Annotated in this window: 16 protein-coding genes and 2 tRNA genes; 11 read left to right on the forward strand and 7 right to left on the reverse strand. The window is 70.2% G+C overall.

Going from position 1 to position 19,936, the window contains the following annotated elements; translation table 11 throughout:
- Window positions 1-6 precede the first annotated feature (6 nt).
- The 4 genes from ftsE to ACK4TT_RS05130 are packed head-to-tail and all read left to right on the forward strand — an operon-like array spanning window position 7 to window position 2,982.
- Entirely contained in the window at window positions 7-756 is a 750-nt protein-coding gene (gene ftsE / locus ACK4TT_RS05115) for a cell division ATP-binding protein FtsE (RefSeq protein ID WP_410212569.1), read from the forward strand.
- On the forward strand, window positions 753-1,643 hold the full coding sequence (locus tag ACK4TT_RS05120; RefSeq protein WP_410212570.1) for a cell division protein FtsX: 891 nt from the start codon (window positions 753-755) through the stop codon (window positions 1,641-1,643). The genes ftsE and ACK4TT_RS05120 overlap by 4 nt, the downstream gene beginning before the upstream one ends.
- A 2-nt stretch (window positions 1,644-1,645) precedes the next feature.
- Entirely contained in the window at window positions 1,646-2,281 is a 636-nt protein-coding gene (locus ACK4TT_RS05125) for a YdcF family protein (protein WP_409636385.1), read from the forward strand.
- Window positions 2,278-2,982, forward strand: a complete 705-nt coding sequence (locus tag ACK4TT_RS05130) for a lysophospholipid acyltransferase family protein (protein WP_409636388.1) — start codon at window positions 2,278-2,280, stop codon at window positions 2,980-2,982. The genes ACK4TT_RS05125 and ACK4TT_RS05130 overlap by 4 nt, the downstream gene beginning before the upstream one ends.
- On the opposite strand, the gene ACK4TT_RS05135 is transcribed toward ACK4TT_RS05130, so the two are convergent.
- Complete coding sequence (locus tag ACK4TT_RS05135; protein ID WP_409636391.1) at window positions 2,979-3,518, reverse strand: gamma-glutamylcyclotransferase; 540 nt, start codon at window positions 3,516-3,518, stop codon at window positions 2,979-2,981. The two genes, ACK4TT_RS05130 and ACK4TT_RS05135, sit on opposite strands and share 4 nt — an antisense overlap.
- Window positions 3,519-3,572: 54 nt before the next feature.
- Here ACK4TT_RS05135 and ACK4TT_RS05140 point away from each other — a divergent pair, with 54 nt between their 5' ends.
- The 3 genes from ACK4TT_RS05140 (at window position 3,573) to ACK4TT_RS05150 (ending at window position 6,272) form a co-directional block, all read left to right on the forward strand.
- Entirely contained in the window at window positions 3,573-4,619 is a 1,047-nt protein-coding gene (locus tag ACK4TT_RS05140) for a DUF2125 domain-containing protein (RefSeq protein WP_410212571.1), read from the forward strand.
- An 81-nt stretch (window positions 4,620-4,700) separates the two neighbouring features.
- Entirely contained in the window at window positions 4,701-5,321 is a 621-nt protein-coding gene (locus tag ACK4TT_RS05145; RefSeq protein WP_409636397.1) for a class I SAM-dependent methyltransferase, read from the forward strand.
- A 198-nt stretch (window positions 5,322-5,519) separates the two neighbouring features.
- The gene (locus tag ACK4TT_RS05150; protein WP_410212572.1) at window positions 5,520-6,272 is read left to right on the forward strand and encodes a hypothetical protein; all 753 of its coding nucleotides are present in this window, start codon (window positions 5,520-5,522) and stop codon (window positions 6,270-6,272) included.
- A gap of 76 nt (window positions 6,273-6,348) precedes the next feature.
- Here the strand turns inward: ACK4TT_RS05150 and ACK4TT_RS05155 are convergent, their stop codons facing one another.
- The 5 genes from ACK4TT_RS05155 to ACK4TT_RS05175 form a co-directional block, all read right to left on the reverse strand.
- The gene (locus ACK4TT_RS05155; RefSeq protein WP_410212573.1) at window positions 6,349-9,378 is read right to left on the reverse strand and encodes a TonB-dependent receptor plug domain-containing protein; all 3,030 of its coding nucleotides are present in this window, start codon (window positions 9,376-9,378) and stop codon (window positions 6,349-6,351) included.
- 193 nt (window positions 9,379-9,571) lie between these two features.
- Window positions 9,572-9,745, reverse strand: coding sequence for a hypothetical protein (locus ACK4TT_RS05160; RefSeq protein ID WP_410212574.1), 174 nt, complete (start codon window positions 9,743-9,745; stop codon window positions 9,572-9,574).
- Window positions 9,746-9,988: 243 nt separating this feature from the next.
- Window positions 9,989-10,402, reverse strand: coding sequence for a calcium-binding protein (locus ACK4TT_RS05165; RefSeq protein WP_410212575.1), 414 nt, complete (start codon window positions 10,400-10,402; stop codon window positions 9,989-9,991).
- A 34-nt stretch (window positions 10,403-10,436) separates the two neighbouring features.
- Complete coding sequence (locus ACK4TT_RS05170; RefSeq protein ID WP_410212576.1) at window positions 10,437-11,804, reverse strand: hypothetical protein; 1,368 nt, start codon at window positions 11,802-11,804, stop codon at window positions 10,437-10,439.
- Between the two features lie 297 nt (window positions 11,805-12,101).
- Window positions 12,102-12,175: transfer RNA gene (locus tag ACK4TT_RS05175), tRNA-Gln, on the reverse strand.
- Between the two features lie 141 nt (window positions 12,176-12,316).
- On the opposite strand from ACK4TT_RS05175, the gene ACK4TT_RS05180 reads away from it, so the two are divergent.
- The 3 genes from ACK4TT_RS05180 to ACK4TT_RS05190 all read left to right on the forward strand — a co-directional run bounded on the left by ACK4TT_RS05180 (window position 12,317) and on the right by ACK4TT_RS05190 (window position 15,810).
- Window positions 12,317-12,393, forward strand: a tRNA-Pro gene (locus ACK4TT_RS05180).
- A 135-nt stretch (window positions 12,394-12,528) separates the two neighbouring features.
- Complete coding sequence (gene sppA / locus ACK4TT_RS05185; protein WP_409636412.1) at window positions 12,529-14,307, forward strand: signal peptide peptidase SppA; 1,779 nt, start codon at window positions 12,529-12,531, stop codon at window positions 14,305-14,307.
- Between the two features lie 12 nt (window positions 14,308-14,319).
- A complete protein-coding gene (locus ACK4TT_RS05190; protein ID WP_409636414.1) occupies window positions 14,320-15,810 on the forward strand; it encodes a putative 2OG-Fe(II) oxygenase in 1,491 nt (496 codons plus the stop codon).
- A 137-nt stretch (window positions 15,811-15,947) separates the two neighbouring features.
- Here the strand turns inward: ACK4TT_RS05190 and ACK4TT_RS05195 are convergent, their stop codons facing one another.
- Window positions 15,948-19,037 carry a TonB-dependent receptor plug domain-containing protein gene (locus ACK4TT_RS05195; RefSeq protein ID WP_409636417.1) on the reverse strand — a complete coding sequence of 1,030 codons (3,090 nt, stop codon included), beginning with the start codon at window positions 19,035-19,037 and terminating at the stop codon, window positions 15,948-15,950.
- A 348-nt stretch (window positions 19,038-19,385) separates the two neighbouring features.
- On the opposite strand from ACK4TT_RS05195, the gene ACK4TT_RS05200 reads away from it, so the two are divergent.
- On the forward strand, window positions 19,386-19,925 hold the full coding sequence (locus ACK4TT_RS05200; protein ID WP_409636420.1) for a hypothetical protein: 540 nt from the start codon (window positions 19,386-19,388) through the stop codon (window positions 19,923-19,925).
- Window positions 19,926-19,936 lie beyond the last annotated feature (11 nt).

Genomic DNA, 19,936 nt, shown 5'->3' on the forward strand with positions numbered 1-19,936 from the left:
GCCTCCATGTCCAGAAAGCCGAACGCCGCGCCGGTGACCGACGCCGCCGATGAAATCCTCCGTTTCGACGCCGTGTCCATGCGATATGGACGCGGGCCCGAGGTCCTGTCGAACCTCTCGTTCGGCCTGCCCCGCGGCTCGTTCCACTTCGTCACCGGCCCGTCCGGCGCGGGCAAGAGCTCGCTGCTCAAGCTGATCTACCTGGCCGCCAAGCCGTCCGAGGGCGTCGTGCGCCTGTTCGGCGAGGACACCAGCCGCCTGCGGCCCAGCCAACTGCCCAAGCTCCGGCGGCGCATCGGCGTGGTCTTCCAGGACCTGCTGCTGCTGGACCACCTCACGGCCTTCGACAACGCCGCCCTGCCGCTGCGCATCGCCGGCCACCGGCCGTCGGAGTACCGCAACGACGTGGCCGAACTCCTGGCGTGGGTGGGCCTGGGCAAGCGGATGAGCGCCCTGCCCCCGACTCTGGCCGGCGGCGAGAAGCAGCGGCTGGCCATCGCGCGCGCCGTGGTGAACCGCCCCGAGATCCTGCTGGCCGACGAGCCCACCGGCAACGTCGACCACGAGATGGCCCTGCGCATCTTCCGGCTGTTCGTCGAGCTGAACCGGCTCGGGACAACGATCGTCATCGCCACCCACGACCAGGACCTCGTCGCCCGCTCGAACAAGCCGGTGCTGCACCTGGAGGGCGGCCGGCTCGTCCCGCTGCCGCCGCAGGGACCCCAGACGGGCGTCCAGGGGGGGAACGCGGCATGAGCGAGGCCTTCGATCCCGCCCGCTGGCGGCCCGCGCCGTTCCTGCCCCAGAAGGACGCCCGCGACCCGGCGCTGATCTTCGTGGTGGCGGTGCTGTGCTTCCTGGCCTGCCTCACCGCCATGGGCGTGATCGCCGCCGACCGCGCCGCGCGCGGCTGGGCGGGCGAGCTCACCGGCGAGGCCACGGTGATCGTCCGCGCCCGGGGCGGGGAGACGCCGGACGCCGCCGCCGCCCGCGCCGCCGAGGTCCTGGCCGGGGTGCGCGGCGTCTCCGAGGCCCGCGCCCTGGAGCGCGAGAAGGCCTACGACCTCGTTCGCCCCTGGCTGGGCGACGTGGCCGACCTGGAGGATCTGCCGGTCCCGCGCCTGGTCGCCGTGACCCTGGACCGGAAGCAGCCCGCCACCGCCGCCGCCCTGTCGGGCGCGCTGAAGGCCCAGGGGATCGACGCGGTGGTCGACGACCATTCGGTCTGGATCAAGGACATCCGGCGGGGCGCGGGCGTCGTGCGCTGGACCGGCGCCGGCGTCTTCCTGCTGATCGCCGTGGCGGCCGGGGCCGTGGTGGCCTTCGCGACCCGGGCCGGACTCGCCGCCCGCCGCGACGTCGTGGAAGTCCTCCACCTGGCCGGGGCCGAGGACAGCTTCATCGCCCGGCTGTTCCAGGGCCGCTTCGCCGGGATCGCGGCGCTCGCCGGCGCCATCGGGGCGACCGCCGCGGCCGGGCTGGGCGCGGTCCTGCGGCTGGTCGGCGGCGGCGAGGGGATCACGCCCGCCCTGCCCTTCGCCTGGACCGACCTGCTGGCCGTCCTGCCCTGCCCGCTGCTGGCCGCGGGCGTCGCCGCCCTGGCCGCCCGGCTGACCGCCACGGCCCTGATCCGGGACCTCTGAGGGTGAAGTCCGTAACCGCCTTCCTCGCGCTGACGCTGATCTGGCTGGCGGGCCTGTTCGCCTTCGCCGGCCGGGTGCAGCAGTCCACGCCGGCCAGGCTTCCCGTTCCGGCCCAGGGAATCGTGGCCCTGACCGGCGCCAATTCGAACCAGCGGATCGCCGCCGCCGTGGGCCTCCTGGAGGACGGCTACGGCCGCCGGGTCCTCGTCTCGGGCGTGAACCGCGAGGCCAGCCGCGAGGACATCCGCAACGTCTCGCGCGCCGTGCGCCGGCTGTACGACTGCTGCGTCGACCTGGGCTTCACCGCCGCCGACACGGTGGGCAACGCCCGCGAGACCGCCGATTGGGCCAAGGCCATGCGCTTCGACAGCCTGATCGTCGTGACCACCGACTACCACATGCCCCGCGCCATGCTGGAGCTCCGGGCCGTGTTCCACGGCACGGGGGTGCGGCTGCAGTCCTACGCCGTGCCCACGCCGGCCCTGAAATCGAGCAAGTGGTGGCGCACGCCCGGCGCGGCGCGCTTGATGGTGGTGGAGTATTGCAAGTATCTCGCGATCCTCGGCCGCGAGGCGGTGCTGGGGCTGGGGCCCCGCGAAGCCCCGCTCCAGGCGGCGCAGCAGAAGAGCCCTTCGTGACCGTCGTCCGCTCCCTGGCCTACGTGCTCCTGTTCTACCTGTGGACGGCGCTGGTCGCCGTCGCCTGCACGCCGATCCTGCTGGGGCCCGACCGCTGGACGCTCTCCATGTTCCACTTCTGGGGCCGGGGCGTGGTGGGCCTGCTGCGCATCTGCGGGATCAAGGTCGAGGTGCGAGGCCGCGAGTTCATTCCCACGGGAGCCGCGCTGGTGGCCCCCAAGCACCAGTGCATGCTCGACGTCTTCGCCCAGTTCACCTGGCTGCCGGGCACGGCCTTCGTGATGAAGAAGGAACTCGCCTGGATCCCCTGGTTCGGCTGGTACGCCGCCAAGGCCGGGGCCATCGTCATCGACCGCGAGGGCCAGTCCAGGACCATGCGCCAGGTCATCCGCGAGGGAACCGAACGGTTCAAGAAGGGCCGCCAGGTGGTGATCTTCCCCGAAGGCACCCGCAAGGCGCCGGGCGACCCGCCCGACTACAAGCCCGGCATCGCGGCCCTCTATCGGGAGCTTAACGTGCCGGTCTATCCGGTGGCCACCAACGCCGGCGTTCATTGGCCGGCCCACGGCTTCATGCGCCATCCGGGGACCATCGTCTTCGAGTACCTCGAACCCATTCCGCCAGGTCTCAAGCGCGCCGAGTTCATGCGCATCCTGGAGGAGCGGATCGAGACGAAGTCCCGGGAGCTGATGTCCCTCTAGCCGCCCGCCAGCTCGCGGGCCTCCACGAGCCCAAGCAGCCGTTCCATGGCGGCGTCGCGCACGCCCTCCTCGCGCAGGTGCCGCACGAGGTCGCGCAGGTAGTCGACATTGCGGCCCGAGAGCCCCCGCGCGCCGGCGATCAGTTCGGCCTGACGCTCCAGCGAGAGCGCGCCGGCCCACTGCGGATGGCCCACGTCCGAGAGGAAGACCAGCGCCTCGACGCGGCGACCGTCCGCCAGCCGCACGGCGCGGGACGCCTCGATGTAGGTCTCGGTGGGCTGCTCGCGCTCCTTGAGGTAGGCGTAGGTCCCGTCCCAGTCGCGCGGGGCGACCCGGAAGGCCATGCCCCGCGTCGCCCCGCCGGGCGCCAGCCCCAGGACCAGGCCGGGACGATCGTAGGTGCCGCGATGATGAACCGAATATATGCAGAAGGCGCGCCGGCGCCCGTGTAAGGTGGCCGCCCGCCGCTCCTCGAAGGGAAAGCCCGGCCGCCACATGAGCGAACCGTAGCCGAAGACCCACCGTTCTTCCGACATCCCGACCGCAAAAGCCCCAGGTAGAAGCCTCAGGCACAAGCCCCATAAGAGAGAATGTCTCTGCACGATCTGCCCCCGCCCCGCAAACGGAGCCGCCTCGGACTCTATGTGCCGTTCGTCCTGGCCGTGCTCGTGGTCATCGCCTGGACGGCCGGATGGCTGTGGGTGCGCGGCGAGGTCCGCACCCGCATGGACCGGAGCGTCGAGATGCTGAAGCGCGCCGGTTACGAGGTGACGTGGAAGGACCGGGGCATCGGCGGCTATCCCTTCCGCTTCAACGTCACCCTGACCGAGGCGCGGGTGCGCGAGCCTTCCGGCTGGGCCTTGGAGGCGCCGGTGCTGGAGGCCCAGTCCAGGGTTTCCTCGCCCACCAGTTGGGTGATCGCCGCGCCCGAGGGCGCGACCTTCGTGCGGCCAATGGGCGGTCCCGTGCAGGTGAAGGGCAAGGTGATCCGCGCGAGCCTCACCCACCTGCGCGAAGTCCCGCCGCGCTTCTCTTTCGAAGGCGTGGACCTGACCTTCCAGCCCGGCGCGGGCGCCCAGCCCTTCGGCCTGGAGGCGGCCAAGCGCGTGGAGTTCCACCTGCGCGGCGCCAAGGAGCTCGACGAGGCCCTGGTGTCGGTCCGCGTCGAGGACGGCAAGGCCAGGCTCGCGGGCCTCTTCGGTCGCATCGCGGGCGAGCGGCCGGTGTCCATCGTCTGGAACGCCACCCTGACGAAGATCTCCGCCTTCACGGGCTCGGACTGGCCGGGCGCCGTGCGCCATTGGGTCGACGCCGGCGGGCGGATGACCCTGCGCGAGGCGGGCGTCACCGCCGGCGAGGCGGTGCTGGGCTCGAACTCCGGCACGCTGACGGTCGCGGCCGACGGGCGCCTTTCCGGCGTGCTGGACGTCACCCTGCGCCAGGGGCCCCGCGCGCTCGGCGCCATGGGCGAAGCCGGCGTCATCCCGCAGGAGCGCGCCGAGGCCGCCGCGGCCGTGGCCGCCGCCCGCGAGGGAACCGGGGACGTGGCGCGGGCCACCATCCACTTCCAGGCTGGCCAGACCACTCTGGGCCCGGTCGCCCTCGGCCCATCCCCGAAGGTGTACGGCTCCCGCTAGATCATGGAAGCCATCTACCAAGCCGTGCGAACCGGCCGTACGGTGCGCCTCGCCTGAGACAAGAGAACGAGGGGGAGGATCATGGCGTCGCTCTACGAGCGTTTCGTGCTGCCGAAGCTGCTTCAATGCGCCTGCTCCTCCCCGCCGATGATGAAGCAGCGGGCCAAGGTCGTGCCCGAGGCCAGCGGCAAGGTGCTGGAGCTGGGCATCGGCATGGGCCTGAACCTCGCCTTCTACGATCCCGCCAAGGTGAAGAGCGTCACCGGGGTCGATCCCGCGGCCGAGCTGCGCGCCGCCGCCCAGGCCGCGCCGCACGACCCGAAGCTGAAGGTCGAGGTGCTGGACGGGACCGCCGAGGCCCTGCCCTTTCCCGACAAGAGCTTCGACTGCGTGGTCTGCACCTTCACCCTCTGCTCGGTCCACACGCCGGCCCAGGCGCTGGCCGAGGCCCGGCGGGTGCTGAAGCCGGGCGGGCGGTTCCTGTACTGCGAGCACGGCCTGGCCCCCGAGCCCGGCGTGGCCAAGTGGCAGAGGCGGGTGGAGCCGGTCTGGAAGCGCATCGCCGGCGGCTGCCACATCACCCGGCCGATCACCTCGGCCATCGAGGCGGCGGGCTTCAAGGTCGCCCGTCACGACAGCATGTATGTTCCGCGTACCCCCAAGATCCTGGGCTGGAACGAATGGGGCGAGGCCCGCGCCTGATCCGCGTTCCGAGAACATGAAATCTCGGTAACCCCCTTGAAATTGGAAATCCCTCACCGTGTTTGACGGATTGAAGGGAATATTGTTGCTTAAATGGCACAGCGCGCGGCGAACACCGGCGCCCCAGCAGCCCGCGCCTTGAGCGCCCTCCCGAGCCTAACTAGGTGCCGCGTCCCCTAGTTTGGATTGGGACTTAAAATGAAAAAGAACCTGTTCGCCGCGGCCGCCGCCGTGGCCTTCCTTGGGTCGGCTGTGGCCGCCAACGCCCAGACCATCGGTCACGTGGGCGCCAACTACGCGCGTCAGGAAGTGGACGTGTCGGGCCTGGGCGACGCCGACGCCGACGTCTGGCAAGCCGAAGGCGCCGTGCGCTTCGACGCCGGCTCGCTGGGCGCGGCCATCAACGGCGCGGTCACCGACTACGAGCACGGCGACACCGTGTTCGGCGCCACCGGCCACCTGAACACCACGGTCGGCAACGGCCTGGTGGGCGGCTTCGCCGGCGTCGACACCTCGGACGACCTCACGGTCTGGGGCCTGGGCGTCGAGGGCCAGACGAACCTCACGCCTAAGACCACCCTGTTCGGCCAGGCCGGCTATGGCAACTCGGACGACCTGGGCGACGCCGACCTGTGGGCCGTGCGCGGCGAGCTGCGCCACTACGTGACCGACAACATCAAGCTGCAGGGCTCGGTGGGCTACGTCACGGTCGACAGCCGCCTGGGCGACGACGACATCTGGAACGCCGGCGTCGAGGCCGAGTACCAGTTCGCGAACAGCCCGGTGAGCGTCCTGGCCGGCTACGACCACTTCGACGCCGACGGCGTCGACGGCGACACCTTCCGCGTCGGCGTCCGCTACACCTTCGGCGGCTCGATCCGCGAGCGCGACCAGTCGGGCGCGGCGCTGGGCACGCTGTCGAAGCTGTTCGGCGCGGGCCTGGGCCGCTAAGGCCGGCCACGTCCTGGAAATGGAAACGCCCCCGGCTCTCGCCGGGGGCGTTTTTCTTTGTCCGCGGTCCGGGACGTCAGAACGCCTTGCGGACGCTCACGTACCAGTAGCGGCTGTAGGGCTGGTAGAGCTCGCCCAGATAGCCTTCCACCGCCAGCGGCGGCTTCTCGTCGGTGATGTTGCGCACGCCCACGCGCAGGCGGGTGTTGGCGCTCCAGCCGGCGTCATCGGCGAACTCGTACTGGCCGTAGAGGTTGCCCGTCATCTGGCTGTCGATGACCCACGGATTGCCCGACGGATCGCGCAGGTCCGTGTCGTCCACGTCGTCGATGAACTGGGTGAAGGCGCCCACGGTGAACTGGTCGTAGCGCCAGGTCAGCGAGGCCGACCACTTCCACTCCGGGCGCCCGTTCTGACGGATCAGGTCGCCGCCGCCGGTGATGGTGGTGCCGGCGTTGATCTGGCCCGCGTCGCGCGCCGCCATGAGGGCGGCGATGTCGGGCGAGGGCGAGCGGTAGAACTTGATCAGGTGGGCGGCGTTGAAGTTGACGTCGAAGTCGCCGAAGCGGTCGGTCTTCAGGTTCCACAGCACGCCGATGTCGAGGCCGCGGGCCTCCTGAGGCAGCAGGTTCTGGTACTGGTCGTTGACGTAGAGCACGGAGCCGACCGGGTCGAGACCCGTGCCCTGGAAGGCGGCGATGTCGTCGGCCGTCGGCGCGGCGCGGACCACGTTCGGGTTCGTGCGGCCCTGGACGCGCTCCAGGTAGTCGAGGATCAGCGCGTTGCCCTCGCCGAACAGGCCGACGATGCCCTTCTGCTTCACGTTCCAGTAGTCGACGGTGAAGGTGAAGCGGCCGAATTCCGGCGGCACGAACTGCGGCTGGAAGACGACGCCCATGCCCCAGGTCTCGCTGGTTTCGGGCTTCAGGTCGGCGTTGCCGGCCCGGCGGGCCGTGGTGGCCTGCGACCGCGAGCAGTTCGAGAAGCTGGTGATGCGGCCGGCCCGCAGGTCGGCCTCGCACTTCACCCAGTCGGTGCGGGTGTTGGAGCGGGTCACCAGGGTGGCGTTGATCTGCTCGAGGTTCGGGGCCTTGAAGCCCTGGGCCCACGAGCCGCGGATCCGCAGGCCGTCGAAGATGTCCCAGGCGCCGGCGACCTTCGGCTTGGCCACGTCGCCCACGTCCGAGAAGTCCTCGTAGCGGCCGGCGAGCTGGAACTCGAGGTTATGGACGAAGGGAATGTCCATCTCGGGCGAGACCACGGGGACGGCGAACTCGAGGTAGGCCGAGGTGACCTCGCGCTTGCCCTTGGTGTCGGGCGAGGGCGACGAGCCGATCAGGTCGTTGCCGTAGACCGTGCCGGTGACGGAGTCCGTGAAGGTGATGGTCCCGTCGACGCGCGGATCGCGGTCGTCCTGCTGGGTCTCGCGGCGCCATTCGACGCCGGCCGCCACACCGATGTCGCCGCCCGGCAGGGCGAAGAGGTCGGCCTTGGAAACCTTGAAGTCGGCCAGCGTCAGGGAGCTGGTGGAGACCCGCTTGGTCTTGATCCTGATGGCGTCGATGGCCGCCTGCGACGAGGGCGTCGCATCGCCGATGCTCGGGTTCGTCGGATCGCCGCCGTTGAAGGGGTTGTAGGCGTCCGGCGTCGAGAGGGCGAGCTGGCGCTGCAGCAGGGTGGCGCTGATGCCGTCCGAGGTGTCCACGGCCTTGGCGTGCGAGTAGAGCAGCGCGCCCTCCCACTTGAAGCCGAACTTGTCGCCCCGCAGGCCCGTCAGGAAGCGGGTCTGGGTCAGGTTCACGTCGACCACGTTCGGGCCCACGTCCACGAACGAGTAGCCGCGCAGCACGACCGGCAGGCCGGCGGCCGGGGCGGTGATGCCCGACAGGCGGTTGGGGTTCGTCTGGCCGTTGGCGAAGACCGTCGGCCCGAAGGGGTTGTAGTAGTTCGACGCCGGGATGGTGATCGGCAGCGAGGTCAGGGTCGCGGTCGGCCCCTGAACGCTGCGGCTGACGGCGTTGTAGTAGCCGGCCTCGCCGAAGACCTGGACGTCCTCGGACAGCTCCCAGTTGCCGGTCAGGAAGCCGTTGAAGCGCTGGGTCTCGGGCATCACCGAGGTGTTGAAGGTGGCCGCGTTGTAGCGGAGGTTGCGGTCCTCGCCGCTGGTCGCCGGAGCGGCGTCGTCGATGCAGTAGCCGCCCTGGGGCACGAGGCAGCCCGGCCAGCCGGTGGGCTGGGTGTGGAAGGCGCCGGCCGACGAGGTGATGAGCGCGCCGTTGCGGCGGACCGCGACGTTGCCCAGCGTCTGCAGCGAGGCCCACGGCATGGTCGTCGAGCGCCCGTCCAGGCCAACCAGGCCCTCGAAGTCGGTGCCGACGAACAGCGGCCGGCGGTCGGACGAGGAGGTGTAGTCCTGGTCCCAGGCGCGCAGCGCGGACTTGTCGGCATAGGTCAGGAAGACGGTCAGGTTGCCGCGGTCCCAGTTCTTGCCCGCCAGGACGTTGAACTCGGTCTCGGTCAGGTGGGTGCCTTCGGCGGCGCCGTACTGGGCCTCGACCTGCAGGCCTTCGTAGCGGTCCTGCAGCACGGTGTTGACCACGCCTGCCACGGCGTCCGAGCCGTAGAGGGCGGCCGCGCCGTCACGCAGCACTTCCAGGCGCTTCAGGCCCGACACCGGGATGGCGTTGGTGTTGTAGGTCAGCACCGGGACCAGGTTCTCGTCGGCGCGGCTGGTCGGGTGGGCCACCACCCGGCGGCCGTTCAGCAGCACGAGCGTATTGCCGACGCCGAGATTGCGCAGGTTCACCGAGCCCACGTCCCCACGCGCCGAGTTCGACGAGTTCGGCAGGTAGGACGAGTTGAAGCTGACATCGCCCATCTGGGGGATCGAGCGGAACAGGTCGTCGCCCGAGGTGGCGGCCAGGGCGGCGAGTTGCTCCTCGCCCACCACGGTCACGGGCAGGGCCGCGGTGACCTTCGAGCCCTCGATCTGGGTGCCGACGACCACGATCTCCTCGACCGTGGCGTCCTGGGCGGCCGCCTGGCCGGCGAGGCCCACGGCGCTGAGCGCGGTGGCGCCCAGCATCAGGCTGCGCAGTGAAGTCATTCGCATCTGTCTTATCCCCTTCTCTTATTGTCGTTCGGACCGGCTCTCTTTGCGGGGCCGGTCAGTGGAAGCCCACATTGTCCATTTCGAGCCACAGCCTGGCGGCGGCGGGACGGACGGCGCGGTCGCCGCCCGGAGTGCTGATTCGGGCGGTCATCGCCACGCGCGGCGCCCGGTATTCGGGAGACTGGGGTTAGTCGGCGACCCTGGCGCCGTCGGCGGTCGCGTAGGCGGTGGCGACCCGCGGCATGGAGCCCGTGCGGTCGAAGGCCGTGGCCCCGTCGATCACCGTCACTCCGGCCTCCGGCTTCGCGACCGCCCCCGGCGTCACAGCCAGCGCCGCCACGACCGCCATGGCGGCCGCCATTCTTGAACGCAACATATCCAAACACCCCAGCCTGACGGATCGCGCCTGCAATCCTCGGCGCTGCGTAGCGCGGCAAGGCCGCCCACACAATTCTTTCGCTCGCGAGGCGTTAAGCCGCGATTACGTGCGCGCTGACGGGGCAAATGCCCGCCCAGGAGCAAACAACGTTCCGAAAACGCGAGATTGCGGAAAATCACGCGCCTGACGGGAAAGGCGTCGGCGTCCGCGGGGGCGGAGCGCCGGTCAGATGATCCATCCCGGCGGCAGGGCGTCCAGGCGCACGCCCTGAAGGATCAGTTCGGCCCCGCCGTCGAGAGCGATCTCCACGTCGCCGCCGACCTGCCGCACGGTGTAGCCGGCGCCGGGGAGCAGTTGCACCCGGTCGCCCTCGGCGGCGTTGAAGTCGCTCACGACATCCCGGCCGGCGTCGGCGAAGGTGTGGAATATGTCGCCGCCCGCGCCGCCCGTGAGCGTGTCGGCGCCCCGGTCCCCGGCGATGAAGTCGTCACCGGCCCCGCCGAAGATCGAATCGTCGCCCTGCCCGCCCCGCAACTGGTCCGCGCCGGCGCCGCCATCCAGGCTGTCGTCCCCGAGATTGCCGAGGACGATGTCGGCGCCGTCGTCCCCGAACAGCAGATCCTGATCCTGACCGCCCACGACCCAGTCGTCCCCGGCCCCGCCGTGCAGGGTGTCATCGCCTTCGCCCCCCCTCGAGCACGTCGCGGCCCTCGTCGCCCGCCGCCTGGGGCGCGCCGTGGTCGCCGAAGATGACGTCGGCCCCCTCCTCGCCGTCGAGGGTGTCCGCGCCGCCGTCGCCCTGGATATGGTCCAGCCCCTCGCCGCCGGTGATCGTGTCGGCGCCGCCGCCGCCGCTCAGCAGATCGTCGCCGCCCAGACCGTCGATATGCTCGCCGGGCCCGCCGCCGAACAGGACGTCGGCTCCGGTGGAGCCCTCCAGCCAGTCGGAAGGCGGCGGAATGCTGTCCTCGCTGCCGCCGGTCCCGTCCCAGAGCGGGTTGTCGACGAGGAAGAGGTTATGCTGGTCGTTGTCCTCGCCAAAGCTGGTGCTGACCAGCAGCCGATGCCCGTTGCCCGACAGATGGAGATTGTAGAACGGGTCCTCGACGGCGCCGTCGGCGATCGTCACCACCTCGATGACGATGTTCTCGACCACCGCGACGGGAAGCTCCCCGGGCAGCGTCGGCCGCTCGACGATGGAGGCGCGCGAGGAGTCCCAGATGAACAGCCCCCAGCCGTCCACGAAGGCCTGGGCCTGGAAGTCGTAGTTGGAGGTGAAGGCGATGAAGCGGCCGTCGTCCGACACCGTGATCTTGCCGATGCGGATGTTCGCGGAATCGGCCGGCCACCTGGTGACCAGGGCCCCGGACGAATTGTCGAAGCTGTAGCGGGTGTCCTTCAGCCAGGCATGGCCCACGCCGGTGTCGGAATTCTCGGAGGGGACCGGGAACCAGCTCCAAAGCCCGTCGCCGTGGTACTGCGGGTCGCGCGCCGCTCCCACGTTCTTGCCGGCGGTGTCGAGGTCGAACACCACGGGGCCGGGGTTGGGATCGGCCTGCCGCACGCCGACGTGCAGGCCCTGCCCATAGCGGAAGACGCCGTCCTCGGTGGCGCTGCCCTCCCAGACGATGGAGTCATACGTCGGCCCGACCCATTCCACGGCCGTGATCCGGTCGACCTTGAAGACGTAGGGCGAGGAGTCGGACGTGTAGACCGTCTCGCCGGTGATCTGGTCCACCACGAGGAGTCGGTCCGACGGGCTGTCGTAGCGGTCCTCGTAGAAGGCGACGTAGCGGCCGTCCGATGAGATCGCCCCGTCGAAGCGCGAGTTGTTCACCTCGCTGCTGCTGATCTTCCTGGTGGTCGACGTGACGCGGTCGAAGACGAAGACGTCGATGAGCTGGTTGTGGTCGCCCTCCACTAGGTTGCCGGCCCAGGAGCTGTAGACCACGTAGCGGCCGTCGCGGGACGTGGCCGCCACGCTGATCCCCTGCGAGGACGACTGACCGGTCCAGTCGACGTTGACCTGTTGGATGGACATGGCGAGACCTCGGACCCCGGCGGACGGGACCTCCGGGGCTGGCTGCGGGTTGCGGATGAGGGGCGTCCCACTGCGCCCAGCGTCGACGGCCCGCAGACTTCGCTAGGGCCAGGCGCCCTCGCGCTCCATCACCCTGCGACGGGCGCTAGGTCCGGCGAGACGAACGAAGTCTTGGGTGGGCGGCCGCCCGGACCTCGAAGCGGGGCGGAAGGCTTCGGCCGCCTTCGTGAGGCGGAAGAAGCCGGCGTTGGGGGAAGGCCTATTCGACCGGTCTCCTGCCCTTACGCAGGATGTCCGTGGCTGGGGAACTAGGACTCGAACCTAGAATAACGGTACCAAAAACCGCTGTGTTACCATTACACCATTCCCCAGCAGGAACGGCGCGGAGGGCCCTGCCCTCGCGGAGGCGGTGAGATAGCGCAGCGGCCCTTCCGATGCAACGCCCCACGAAGCGACTTTTCCGCTGCTTGCGGCGGCGAAAACGCTCCTCTATAAGGCGCCCTCCTCGAGATCGGAGTGTGGCTCAGTCTGGTAGAGCACCGCGTTCGGGACGCGGGGGTCGCAGGTTCAAATCCTGCCACTCCGACCATTTCCTCCGGGAGGGACCAGACCTCCCCAGTCTTCAAGAGAATGCTCCGGGATATCCGGACCTTGCCGGACCCGCTTTCCGGGCGGGCGAATGTGTGCGACAGCCCGTTCAGGCTTTCCTGGGATCGGTAGCGGTATGAAGCAGTTCCTGATCACCGCGGCGGGGGTGTTCGCCGGCCTCACCATCTTCCTGATCGGCGTGCCCTTCGTGCTGGTCATGCTGGCCGTCGGCGCCGCGGGCCCCACGCCCGTTCCCGCGAAGAGCGTGCTGGAGCTCGACCTGCGCGACCAGCTCACCGACCAGGCGCCGCAGAGCCCGCTGGCCGGGTTCGGGCGCAACAGCGTCGCGGTCATGACCATCGTAGAGACCCTGCACCGAGCCGAGACGGACGGGCATGTGAAGGGGCTGCTGATCCGCCTGCCCGAGAGCGGCATCGAGCCCGGCATGGCCGACGAGATCCGCCAGGCGGTGAAGCGCTTCCGCGCGGCGGGCAAGCCGGTGATCGCCCACAGCCAGGGCCTCTATCCGGCCGGCGTCACGACCTCGACCTACATGGTGGGCGCGGCCTCGGGCGACTTCTGGATGCAGCCGGGCGCCTCGCTGCAGGCCACGGGCCTGACTTCGGAGGACATCTTCCTGAAGCGGTTCTTCGACAAGTACGGCGTGACCCCGCAGTACGAGCAGCGGCGCGAATACAAGAACGCGGTCAACACCTTCCTCTACAGCGACTACACGCCGGCCCACCGCCAGGCGACGCTGTCGTGGATGACCTCGGTTTATGACGCCAACCTGGCCGCCGCCGCCGCCGACCGGCGCATGGCCCCGGCGGCGCTGCGCCGGACGCTGGAGGCCGGCCCCTACCTCGCCGAGGACGCCGTCCGCCTGAAGCTGGTCGACCGCACCGGCCAGGTGCGCGAGGCGGTCCAGACCCTGCTCGACCGGGCTGGCGAGGATTCCGAGCTGGTCGATTTCCACGACTACGCCCGCGGCCGCCACGACCGCGCGCGCCGGGGCCAGCCGGCCATCGCCGTCATCGAGGCCGAGGGCCCGATCCTGACCGGCCGGGATGAGGGCGCGAGCCCCTTCACGAGCAACGCCGCCATCTATTCCGACGACATCGCCGACGCGATCCAGCGGGCGACGCGGTCGAACGCGGTCAAGGCCATCGTCCTGCGGCTGAACTCGCCGGGCGGTTCCGACACCGCGTCGGAGCAGATCCTGGACGCCATCCGCGCCGCCAAGGCCAAGGGCAAGCCGGTGGTGGTGTCGATGAGCACCTACGCCGCGTCTGGGGGCTACTGGATCTCCTCGGAGGCCTCGGCCATCGTGGCCCAGCCGACGACGCTCACCGGCTCCATCGGGGTCTTCGGCGGTAAGTTCGCCGTGGGCGAAGCCCTCGCGCGCTTCGGGGTCGACCTGCGCGAGACGAGCGTCGGCGGCGACTACGCCGGCGCCTTCAGCCTGGGTCGGCCGTTCACGGCCGACCAGCGGGCCGCCTTCGCCGGCTGGATGGACCGCATCTACGACAACTTCATCGCCCGGGTGGCCCGGGGGCGGAAGCTGCCCGTCGAGCGGGTGCGGGAGATCGCCAAGGGCCGCGTCTGGACCGGCGCCCAGGCCAAGCAGATCGGCCTGGTGGACGAGGTGGGCGGCTTCTACGAGGCCGTGGCCAAGGCCAAGTCCCTGGCCGGCCTGAAGGGCGACGTGGCGCTGCGGCGCATGACGCCGGTCGAGAGCCCGATCGAGGCCCTGGAGCGCGCCATGGGCGTCTCGGCGGCCTCGGCCCGGACGCTGGCGGCGGCCGCCTGGGTGCTGGGCGATCCGCGCGCCGAAGCCCTGATCGACCGCGCGGCCGAGGCCAGTCTGCGCGAGGGCCACGGGGCGGCGGTGCTCGCGCCCATGCCGATCCGCTAGGACCGGAACGCCATGGTCACGGCTGATCCCCGGCAGGCCTACGACCTGATCGCGCGTGGCGACGTGGAAGGCGCGCTGCGCCTGACGACCGCCCTCATGGCTGGCCCCGCCCCCAGCGTCGGCGCCTACGCCGCCCACGCCGCGGCCCTCAAGGCCGCCGGCCGGACCCGTGAGGCGCTGGAGGTCAACCGCGCCGCCGCAGAGCGCTATCCGTCGAGCGGGGCTACCTGGCACAATCTGGCGGCCACGCTAGGCGACCTGGGGCACGGCGAGGAAGCGATCAGCGCCGCGCAGCGGGCGATATCCATCGGGCTCCAGGCCCCGGAGACGCGCCTCGTGCTGGCCCGCGCCCTACAGGCCGAGCACCGGTTCGACGAGGCCGAGGCCGCGTTCGCCGAGGCGCTCCGGCTGCGGCCCGACTACGAGGAAGCCAATAACGAGCTTTCCCAACTCATGTGGATGCGGACCGGCGACGCCGAGCGATCGCTGGGGCCGCTGCAGCGGGCCGTCGCGGCCAACCCGAACCACGCCGGCCTCGCCTATGCGCTGGCCATGGCCCAGGAGTTCACCGGCCAGAAGGAGGCCGCGCGCGCCACGGCCGAGCGGGCGCTCACCCGGGCCCCGAACGACCGCCGGCTGCTGAGCCTGGTCGTCGAACTGTCCTGCAAGCTGGGCGACGCGGGAACAGCCGTCCGGTGGGCCGCCCAGGCGCCGCCCGAAGACCCGGTCGCCAGGGCCATCCAGGCCCAGGCCCTGCTGGCGGCCGGCGACGGCCCCGCGGCGGCGGCGGCGGCCGAGGACGCCGTGCGGCGGCTGCCGAACGACCAGTACGCCGTCGCCCTCCTGGCCACCGCCTGGCGGATGATCGGCGACCCGCGCTACGGCGAACTCTACGACTACGACCGCCTGGTCGCCGCCTACGACGTCGTCGATCCCGACACGTCCGAGGGCGCAGCCTTCCTGGAGGAGTTGCGCGCGGCGCTGCGTAGGCTCCACCGCTACACCACCCACCCCTTCGGCCAGTCGGTGCGGCAGGGCAGCCAGGCGACGCTCCGCCTGGACGGCGCGCACGAACCCGCCATCGAGCGCCTGCTCGGCCTGCTGCGGGATGCGGTGGCCCGGCGGGTCGGCGAAGTGCGGGGCGAGGGCTTCTTCCAGAGCCGCAACACCGGCGCGGCCGAGATGAGCGGCGCCTGGTCCATCCGGCTCCTGGGCGCCTCCGGTCACCACGCCGACCACATCCACCCCCGCGGCTGGATCTCGTCGGCGTTCTACGTCTCGGTTCCCGACGACGTGCGGGACGAGGCGCGCCGTCCCGGCTGGATCAAGTTCGGGGAGCCAGGCGTGGCCACGGCCGAACCCATGCCGGCCGAGCGGCACGTCCAGCCCCGGCCTGGGCGGCTGGTGCTGTTCCCGTCCTACATGTGGCACGGCACCGTGCCCTACCCCTCCGCGGCAGAGCGGATGACCGTCGCCTTCGACGCGGTTCCCGTCGTCCGCTGAGCTGACGCGCCGGCCCAGGACGCTCGGGGACGCTCCGGGTTGCTCCGGGGCGCTCGCGCCACGGCCGATCCGCCCGCGCCAAAAGAAAAAGGCGGCGACCGAAGTCGCCGCCCTCAACTCCTGCCTTGCCGGCCGACTTAGAAGTCGGCGCGCAGGCCGACGAACAGGTACCGGCCGATGGCGTCATACGTCTGGGGATAGGTGTTCCCGTTGCACGGCCCGGTCGGGCAGTTCGACTGGCTGACCAGCGGCGGCTCGTTGTCGAACACGTTGTTGACGCCGACGCGCAGCGACATGTTCTCACGAACCGACCAGTTGGCGGCCACGTCGAAGTAGTTCTTGTCGGTCAGCTTCGCGTCGCGGCCGCGATACGTGCCGCCGTCGATCAGACGGTCCGACTTCACGCTGGAGACGTAGCGCCAGGTGGTCGACACGTCGAAGTCCCACGGCGAGCGCCAGGTCGCGCGCAGCTTGTGGCGCCACTCCGGCATCGGGGCGGACGCGGGGACCGCCGAACCGGTGCAGACGCCGCCGTAGTAGCCGGCGCAGTCGAAGGGCTCATCGCCCGGCAGGGTGGTGACCTTGTAGTGGTTCAGCCAGCTGCCTTGGAAGTTGAACGACATGCCGCCGAACTTGTCGAGGCCCGAGGTCATGCCGAAGTCGCCGAAGTCGAAGCGGTAGTTGGCTTCCACGTCCACGCCTTCGACTTCCAGACCACCCGTGTTGAAGGTGGTGTCGACGATGTAGCCGGTCTGCGACAGCCACAGCGAACCGGTGCCCGGCGCGCGGTTGATGAGGCCGCAGAAGAACTGGTCGCCGGTGGTGGCGCAGCGCTCCAGCGTCACGTCCTGGCCGATCTGGCCGATCCGATCCTTCAGCTTGATGTTGAACCAGTCCACCGAGGCCGAGAAGCCCGGGAAGAACGTCGGCGTCAGCACCAGGCCCACCGAATAGGTGTCCGAGGTTTCCGGATCGAGGTTCGGGTTGCCGCCCGTCTGGCCGTTGTACTGTTCGGCCGAGTTCGGGACGATCGAGCCGTACTGGGCCGCCGTGACGCCGGTGCGGATGCACTGCTCGAGCGTGTAGTCGGGCGACGTGCCGGCGCAGGGGTCGATCGAGCCGTTCAGCACCACGTTCAGCGTGGAGAACAGTTCCACGATGTTCGGGGCGCGGACGGCGCGGTTGTAGCTGGCGCGGACGCGGAAGTCCTCGGTCGGCGACCAGTCACCCGCGAGCTTGTAGGTGTCGGTCGAGAAGCCGAGCGAGTAGTCCGACCAGCGGTAGCCGACTTCCATCGACAGGTCGCGGAAGAACGGCTTGTCCTGGACGAGCGGGATGCGGGCTTCGCCGAACAGCTCGTACACGTCGTACGAACCTTCCGACGGCAGCGTGGCGCCGCCCTGGCCGTTCAGGTCGCCGGTCTGGAAGGCGATGTCCGTGTTCAGGTCCAGGTGCTCGCGGCGGTACTCGGTGCCGACGGCGAAGCCGACGCCGTCGTTGGCCCAGGGGGCCTTGACGCCGTACTGGCCGAGGTCGCCGGTCAGCGAGCCCGACACCACCGTCTGGTCATACTGGCCGTTCTGGAAGCCCGGGGTCTGCAGGTACTCGATCGAGGCCTGCGACGGGCCGGCCATCGAGAAGATGTCGTACGGACGGCAGGCGGCGTCCACGTTCGTGCCGGCCATCGAGGGGACCGCCGAGCGGCAGGCCGGTTGGCCGGTCGTCGGGTCGATCACCACGTCCAGGGCCTTGGCCGAACGGGCGTACGAGAAGTCGTTGAAGTAGATGTTCTGGTACTCGACGACGCCGTACTGGGCGAACACGTCATACTGGAAGCCGTTGTCCAGCTGGCCGCGCATGCCGATCACGCCGCGGTAGTCGGTGTGACGCAGGTCGGAGACCCGGCCGCCGCCTTCCACGTTACGACGCAGGATGGTGACCGAGGCCTGCTGGCCGGGGGTCACGGGGTCGGCGTCGGTGTTCAGGCCGATCGAGGCCGGATTGGCCGGGTCGTCAGGCAGCTGGTCGATGGTCGGGGCGCAGAAGGTCGTCGCCATGGCCGCCGTCAGGAACGGGTTGCCATCGCAGTTGATGTTGAAGTTCTGACCGAACAGGCCCGACGGCGCGATCTGGGCGGCCGTGTGGTCGTCCATGAACATCAGCTGGGTGTAGAGTTCGGCCTTTTCGCTGAACTCGTAGTTGGCGAAGGCGCCCAGCGTGTAGCGGGTGTCCGGACGCTGATAGTAGTTGAACGGCGCGAAGTTGAAGGCGTCGCGCGAACCGACGTAGTTGCGGAAACCGCGGCCGCCGGCGGCAGCCGGATCCAGGGTCACGTCGTCATCGCCGGCGCCGCCGCCGCTGATGAAGCGCGCGGGCGCGGTCGTGCCCGAGCCCGAGCAGATGAAGCCCGACGGATCGGTCGCCGAGTTCGCCAGCGTACAGGCGCTGAAGTCACGGTCCTTCTGGAGGATCGCCTGGACGTTGCGGTAGCCGACATAGGCGGTGACGTTGCCCTTGCCGTCCGGCGAGTTGACGCCGACCACCAGGTTCAGGTCGGTCGTGCCGCCGTCCCAGACATCCTTCTGGGGCAGGGCGAAGCGCGACGGATCGAGGGCCGTCGAGGCGCGACGGGTCACCAGGTCCTGGATGCGGTCGTTGTTGTTGGTGTGCTGGTAGCCCGAGTACTGCGCGTCGAGGCGCACGCCCTCGAAGTTCTTCTGCATGATGAAGTTCACCACGCCGGCCACGGCGTCGGCGCCGTACACGGCCGAGGCGCCGCCGGTGACGACTTCCACGCGCTCGATCAGGGCCGAGGGGATGAAGTTCAGGTCAGGGGCGGTGTTGGTCGCGCCGGCGGCGGGCGTGCCCGGCTGCAGGCGGCGGCCGTCGATCAGGACCAGGGTGCGGTTCGCGCCGAGACCGCGGAGGTCCACGGTGGCGGTGCCGGTCGCGCCGTTGGCGTAGCTGGAGCCCTGGGCGGCGAACACTTGCGGGAGCTGGTTCACCAGGTCTTCCGAGCGGGTGATGCCCCGCGTCAGGACGTCCTGGGCGCCGACCACGGTCACCGGGCTGGCGCTGGTCAGGTTCGGCTGCGGGATGCGCGAGCCGGTCACCACGACTTCAGAAACTTCCTGAGCCGAGGCCTGGGTGGCGGTCAGGCCCAGAAGGGCGGCGCCGCAGATCATGGAAGACGCCAGAAGGCGCTCCCGCATGGAATGGAATTTCACGGTCTGGATCCTCCAGCGGCTCACCCGAGGGGCGTCCGCTCCCCACAAAAGAGATCGGTCCCGAAAGCGGGTCTGCTTCCGGTTACGGCGGAGTTACGGTTTCCAGGGACGCCGGGTCAACGATCAACCACGCCCGGTTATGCTGCTGGCGCCGACCTGTCGCATTCTGGTCACAGATTTTGCCTGGGAGGCGCATGCGTGGACAAATCGTGCTTGGCTTGGCCTTGCGGCGGACGAAATCGGTCGCATTCGCCGAACGCTGGTCGGCACGCGCCTCCTAAACCTGGGCGATTGCGCCGGGCCGCGACCGCCGCTTCAATGCGGCGGGAAACCCGAGAGACCGTAACCATGACCCTGCGTTTTGCCCGGCCGACCCTCGCCGGCGTCGTGATTCTGACCGCAGCCCTCCCCTCCGCCGGGACGGCCCAACCGAAGCCCGAGGGGCGCGCGGCGCTGGTCCAGAAGCTGGCCGACTGCCGCAAGGTCGCCGAGGATTCGGCCAGGCTCGCCTGCTACGACGCCGCCGCCGCCGATCTGGAGCAGGCCGAGGCCAAGGGCGATATCGTGGTCGTGGACCGCGAGCAGGCCCGCACCGTCCGCCGCCAGGCCTTCGGCTTCAGCCTGCCTTCGCTCTCCGTGTTCGAACGCGGCGACAAGCCCGAGGAGATCGACCGGATCGAGGGCGTGATCGCCCGGGCCCACATGGACGGCTCCGGCAAATGGGTCCTGCAGCTCGAGGACGGCGCCTCGTGGGCCCAGATCGACGTCCAGGAGCTGTCGCTGAACCCGAAGCCCGGCCAGAAGGTCGTCATCCGCAAGGCGACGCTCGGCAGCTTCCTGGCCTCGGTCGAAGGCCGCCGGGCGTTCCGGGTCCGCCGGATCGGCTGATCCGGCGAGGC

This window comes from Phenylobacterium sp., assembly GCF_046463815.1.
Classification (GTDB): domain Bacteria; phylum Pseudomonadota; class Alphaproteobacteria; order Caulobacterales; family Caulobacteraceae; genus Phenylobacterium.

Coding starts and splice junctions, on each gene's coding strand:
- ACK4TT_RS05150 (WP_410212572.1), top strand. CDS start 5,520: ATGAAAAAGAACCTGTTCGCCGCGGCCGCCGCCGTGGCCTTCCTTGGG.
- ACK4TT_RS05190 (WP_409636414.1), top strand. CDS start 14,320: ATGGTCACGGCTGATCCCCGGCAGGCCTACGACCTGATCGCGCGTGGC.
- sppA (WP_409636412.1), top strand. CDS start 12,529: ATGAAGCAGTTCCTGATCACCGCGGCGGGGGTGTTCGCCGGCCTCACC.
- ACK4TT_RS05200 (WP_409636420.1), top strand. CDS start 19,386: ATGACCCTGCGTTTTGCCCGGCCGACCCTCGCCGGCGTCGTGATTCTG.
- ACK4TT_RS05135 (WP_409636391.1), bottom strand. CDS start 3,518: ATGTCGGAAGAACGGTGGGTCTTCGGCTACGGTTCGCTCATGTGGCGG.
- ACK4TT_RS05120 (WP_410212570.1), top strand. CDS start 753: ATGAGCGAGGCCTTCGATCCCGCCCGCTGGCGGCCCGCGCCGTTCCTG.
- ftsE (WP_410212569.1), top strand. CDS start 7: ATGTCCAGAAAGCCGAACGCCGCGCCGGTGACCGACGCCGCCGATGAA.
- ACK4TT_RS05170 (WP_410212576.1), bottom strand. CDS start 11,804: ATGTCCATCCAACAGGTCAACGTCGACTGGACCGGTCAGTCGTCCTCG.
- ACK4TT_RS05160 (WP_410212574.1), bottom strand. CDS start 9,745: ATGGCGGCCGCCATGGCGGTCGTGGCGGCGCTGGCTGTGACGCCGGGG.
- ACK4TT_RS05145 (WP_409636397.1), top strand. CDS start 4,701: ATGGCGTCGCTCTACGAGCGTTTCGTGCTGCCGAAGCTGCTTCAATGC.
- ACK4TT_RS05140 (WP_410212571.1), top strand. CDS start 3,573: ATGTCTCTGCACGATCTGCCCCCGCCCCGCAAACGGAGCCGCCTCGGA.
- ACK4TT_RS05155 (WP_410212573.1), bottom strand. CDS start 9,378: ATGACTTCACTGCGCAGCCTGATGCTGGGCGCCACCGCGCTCAGCGCC.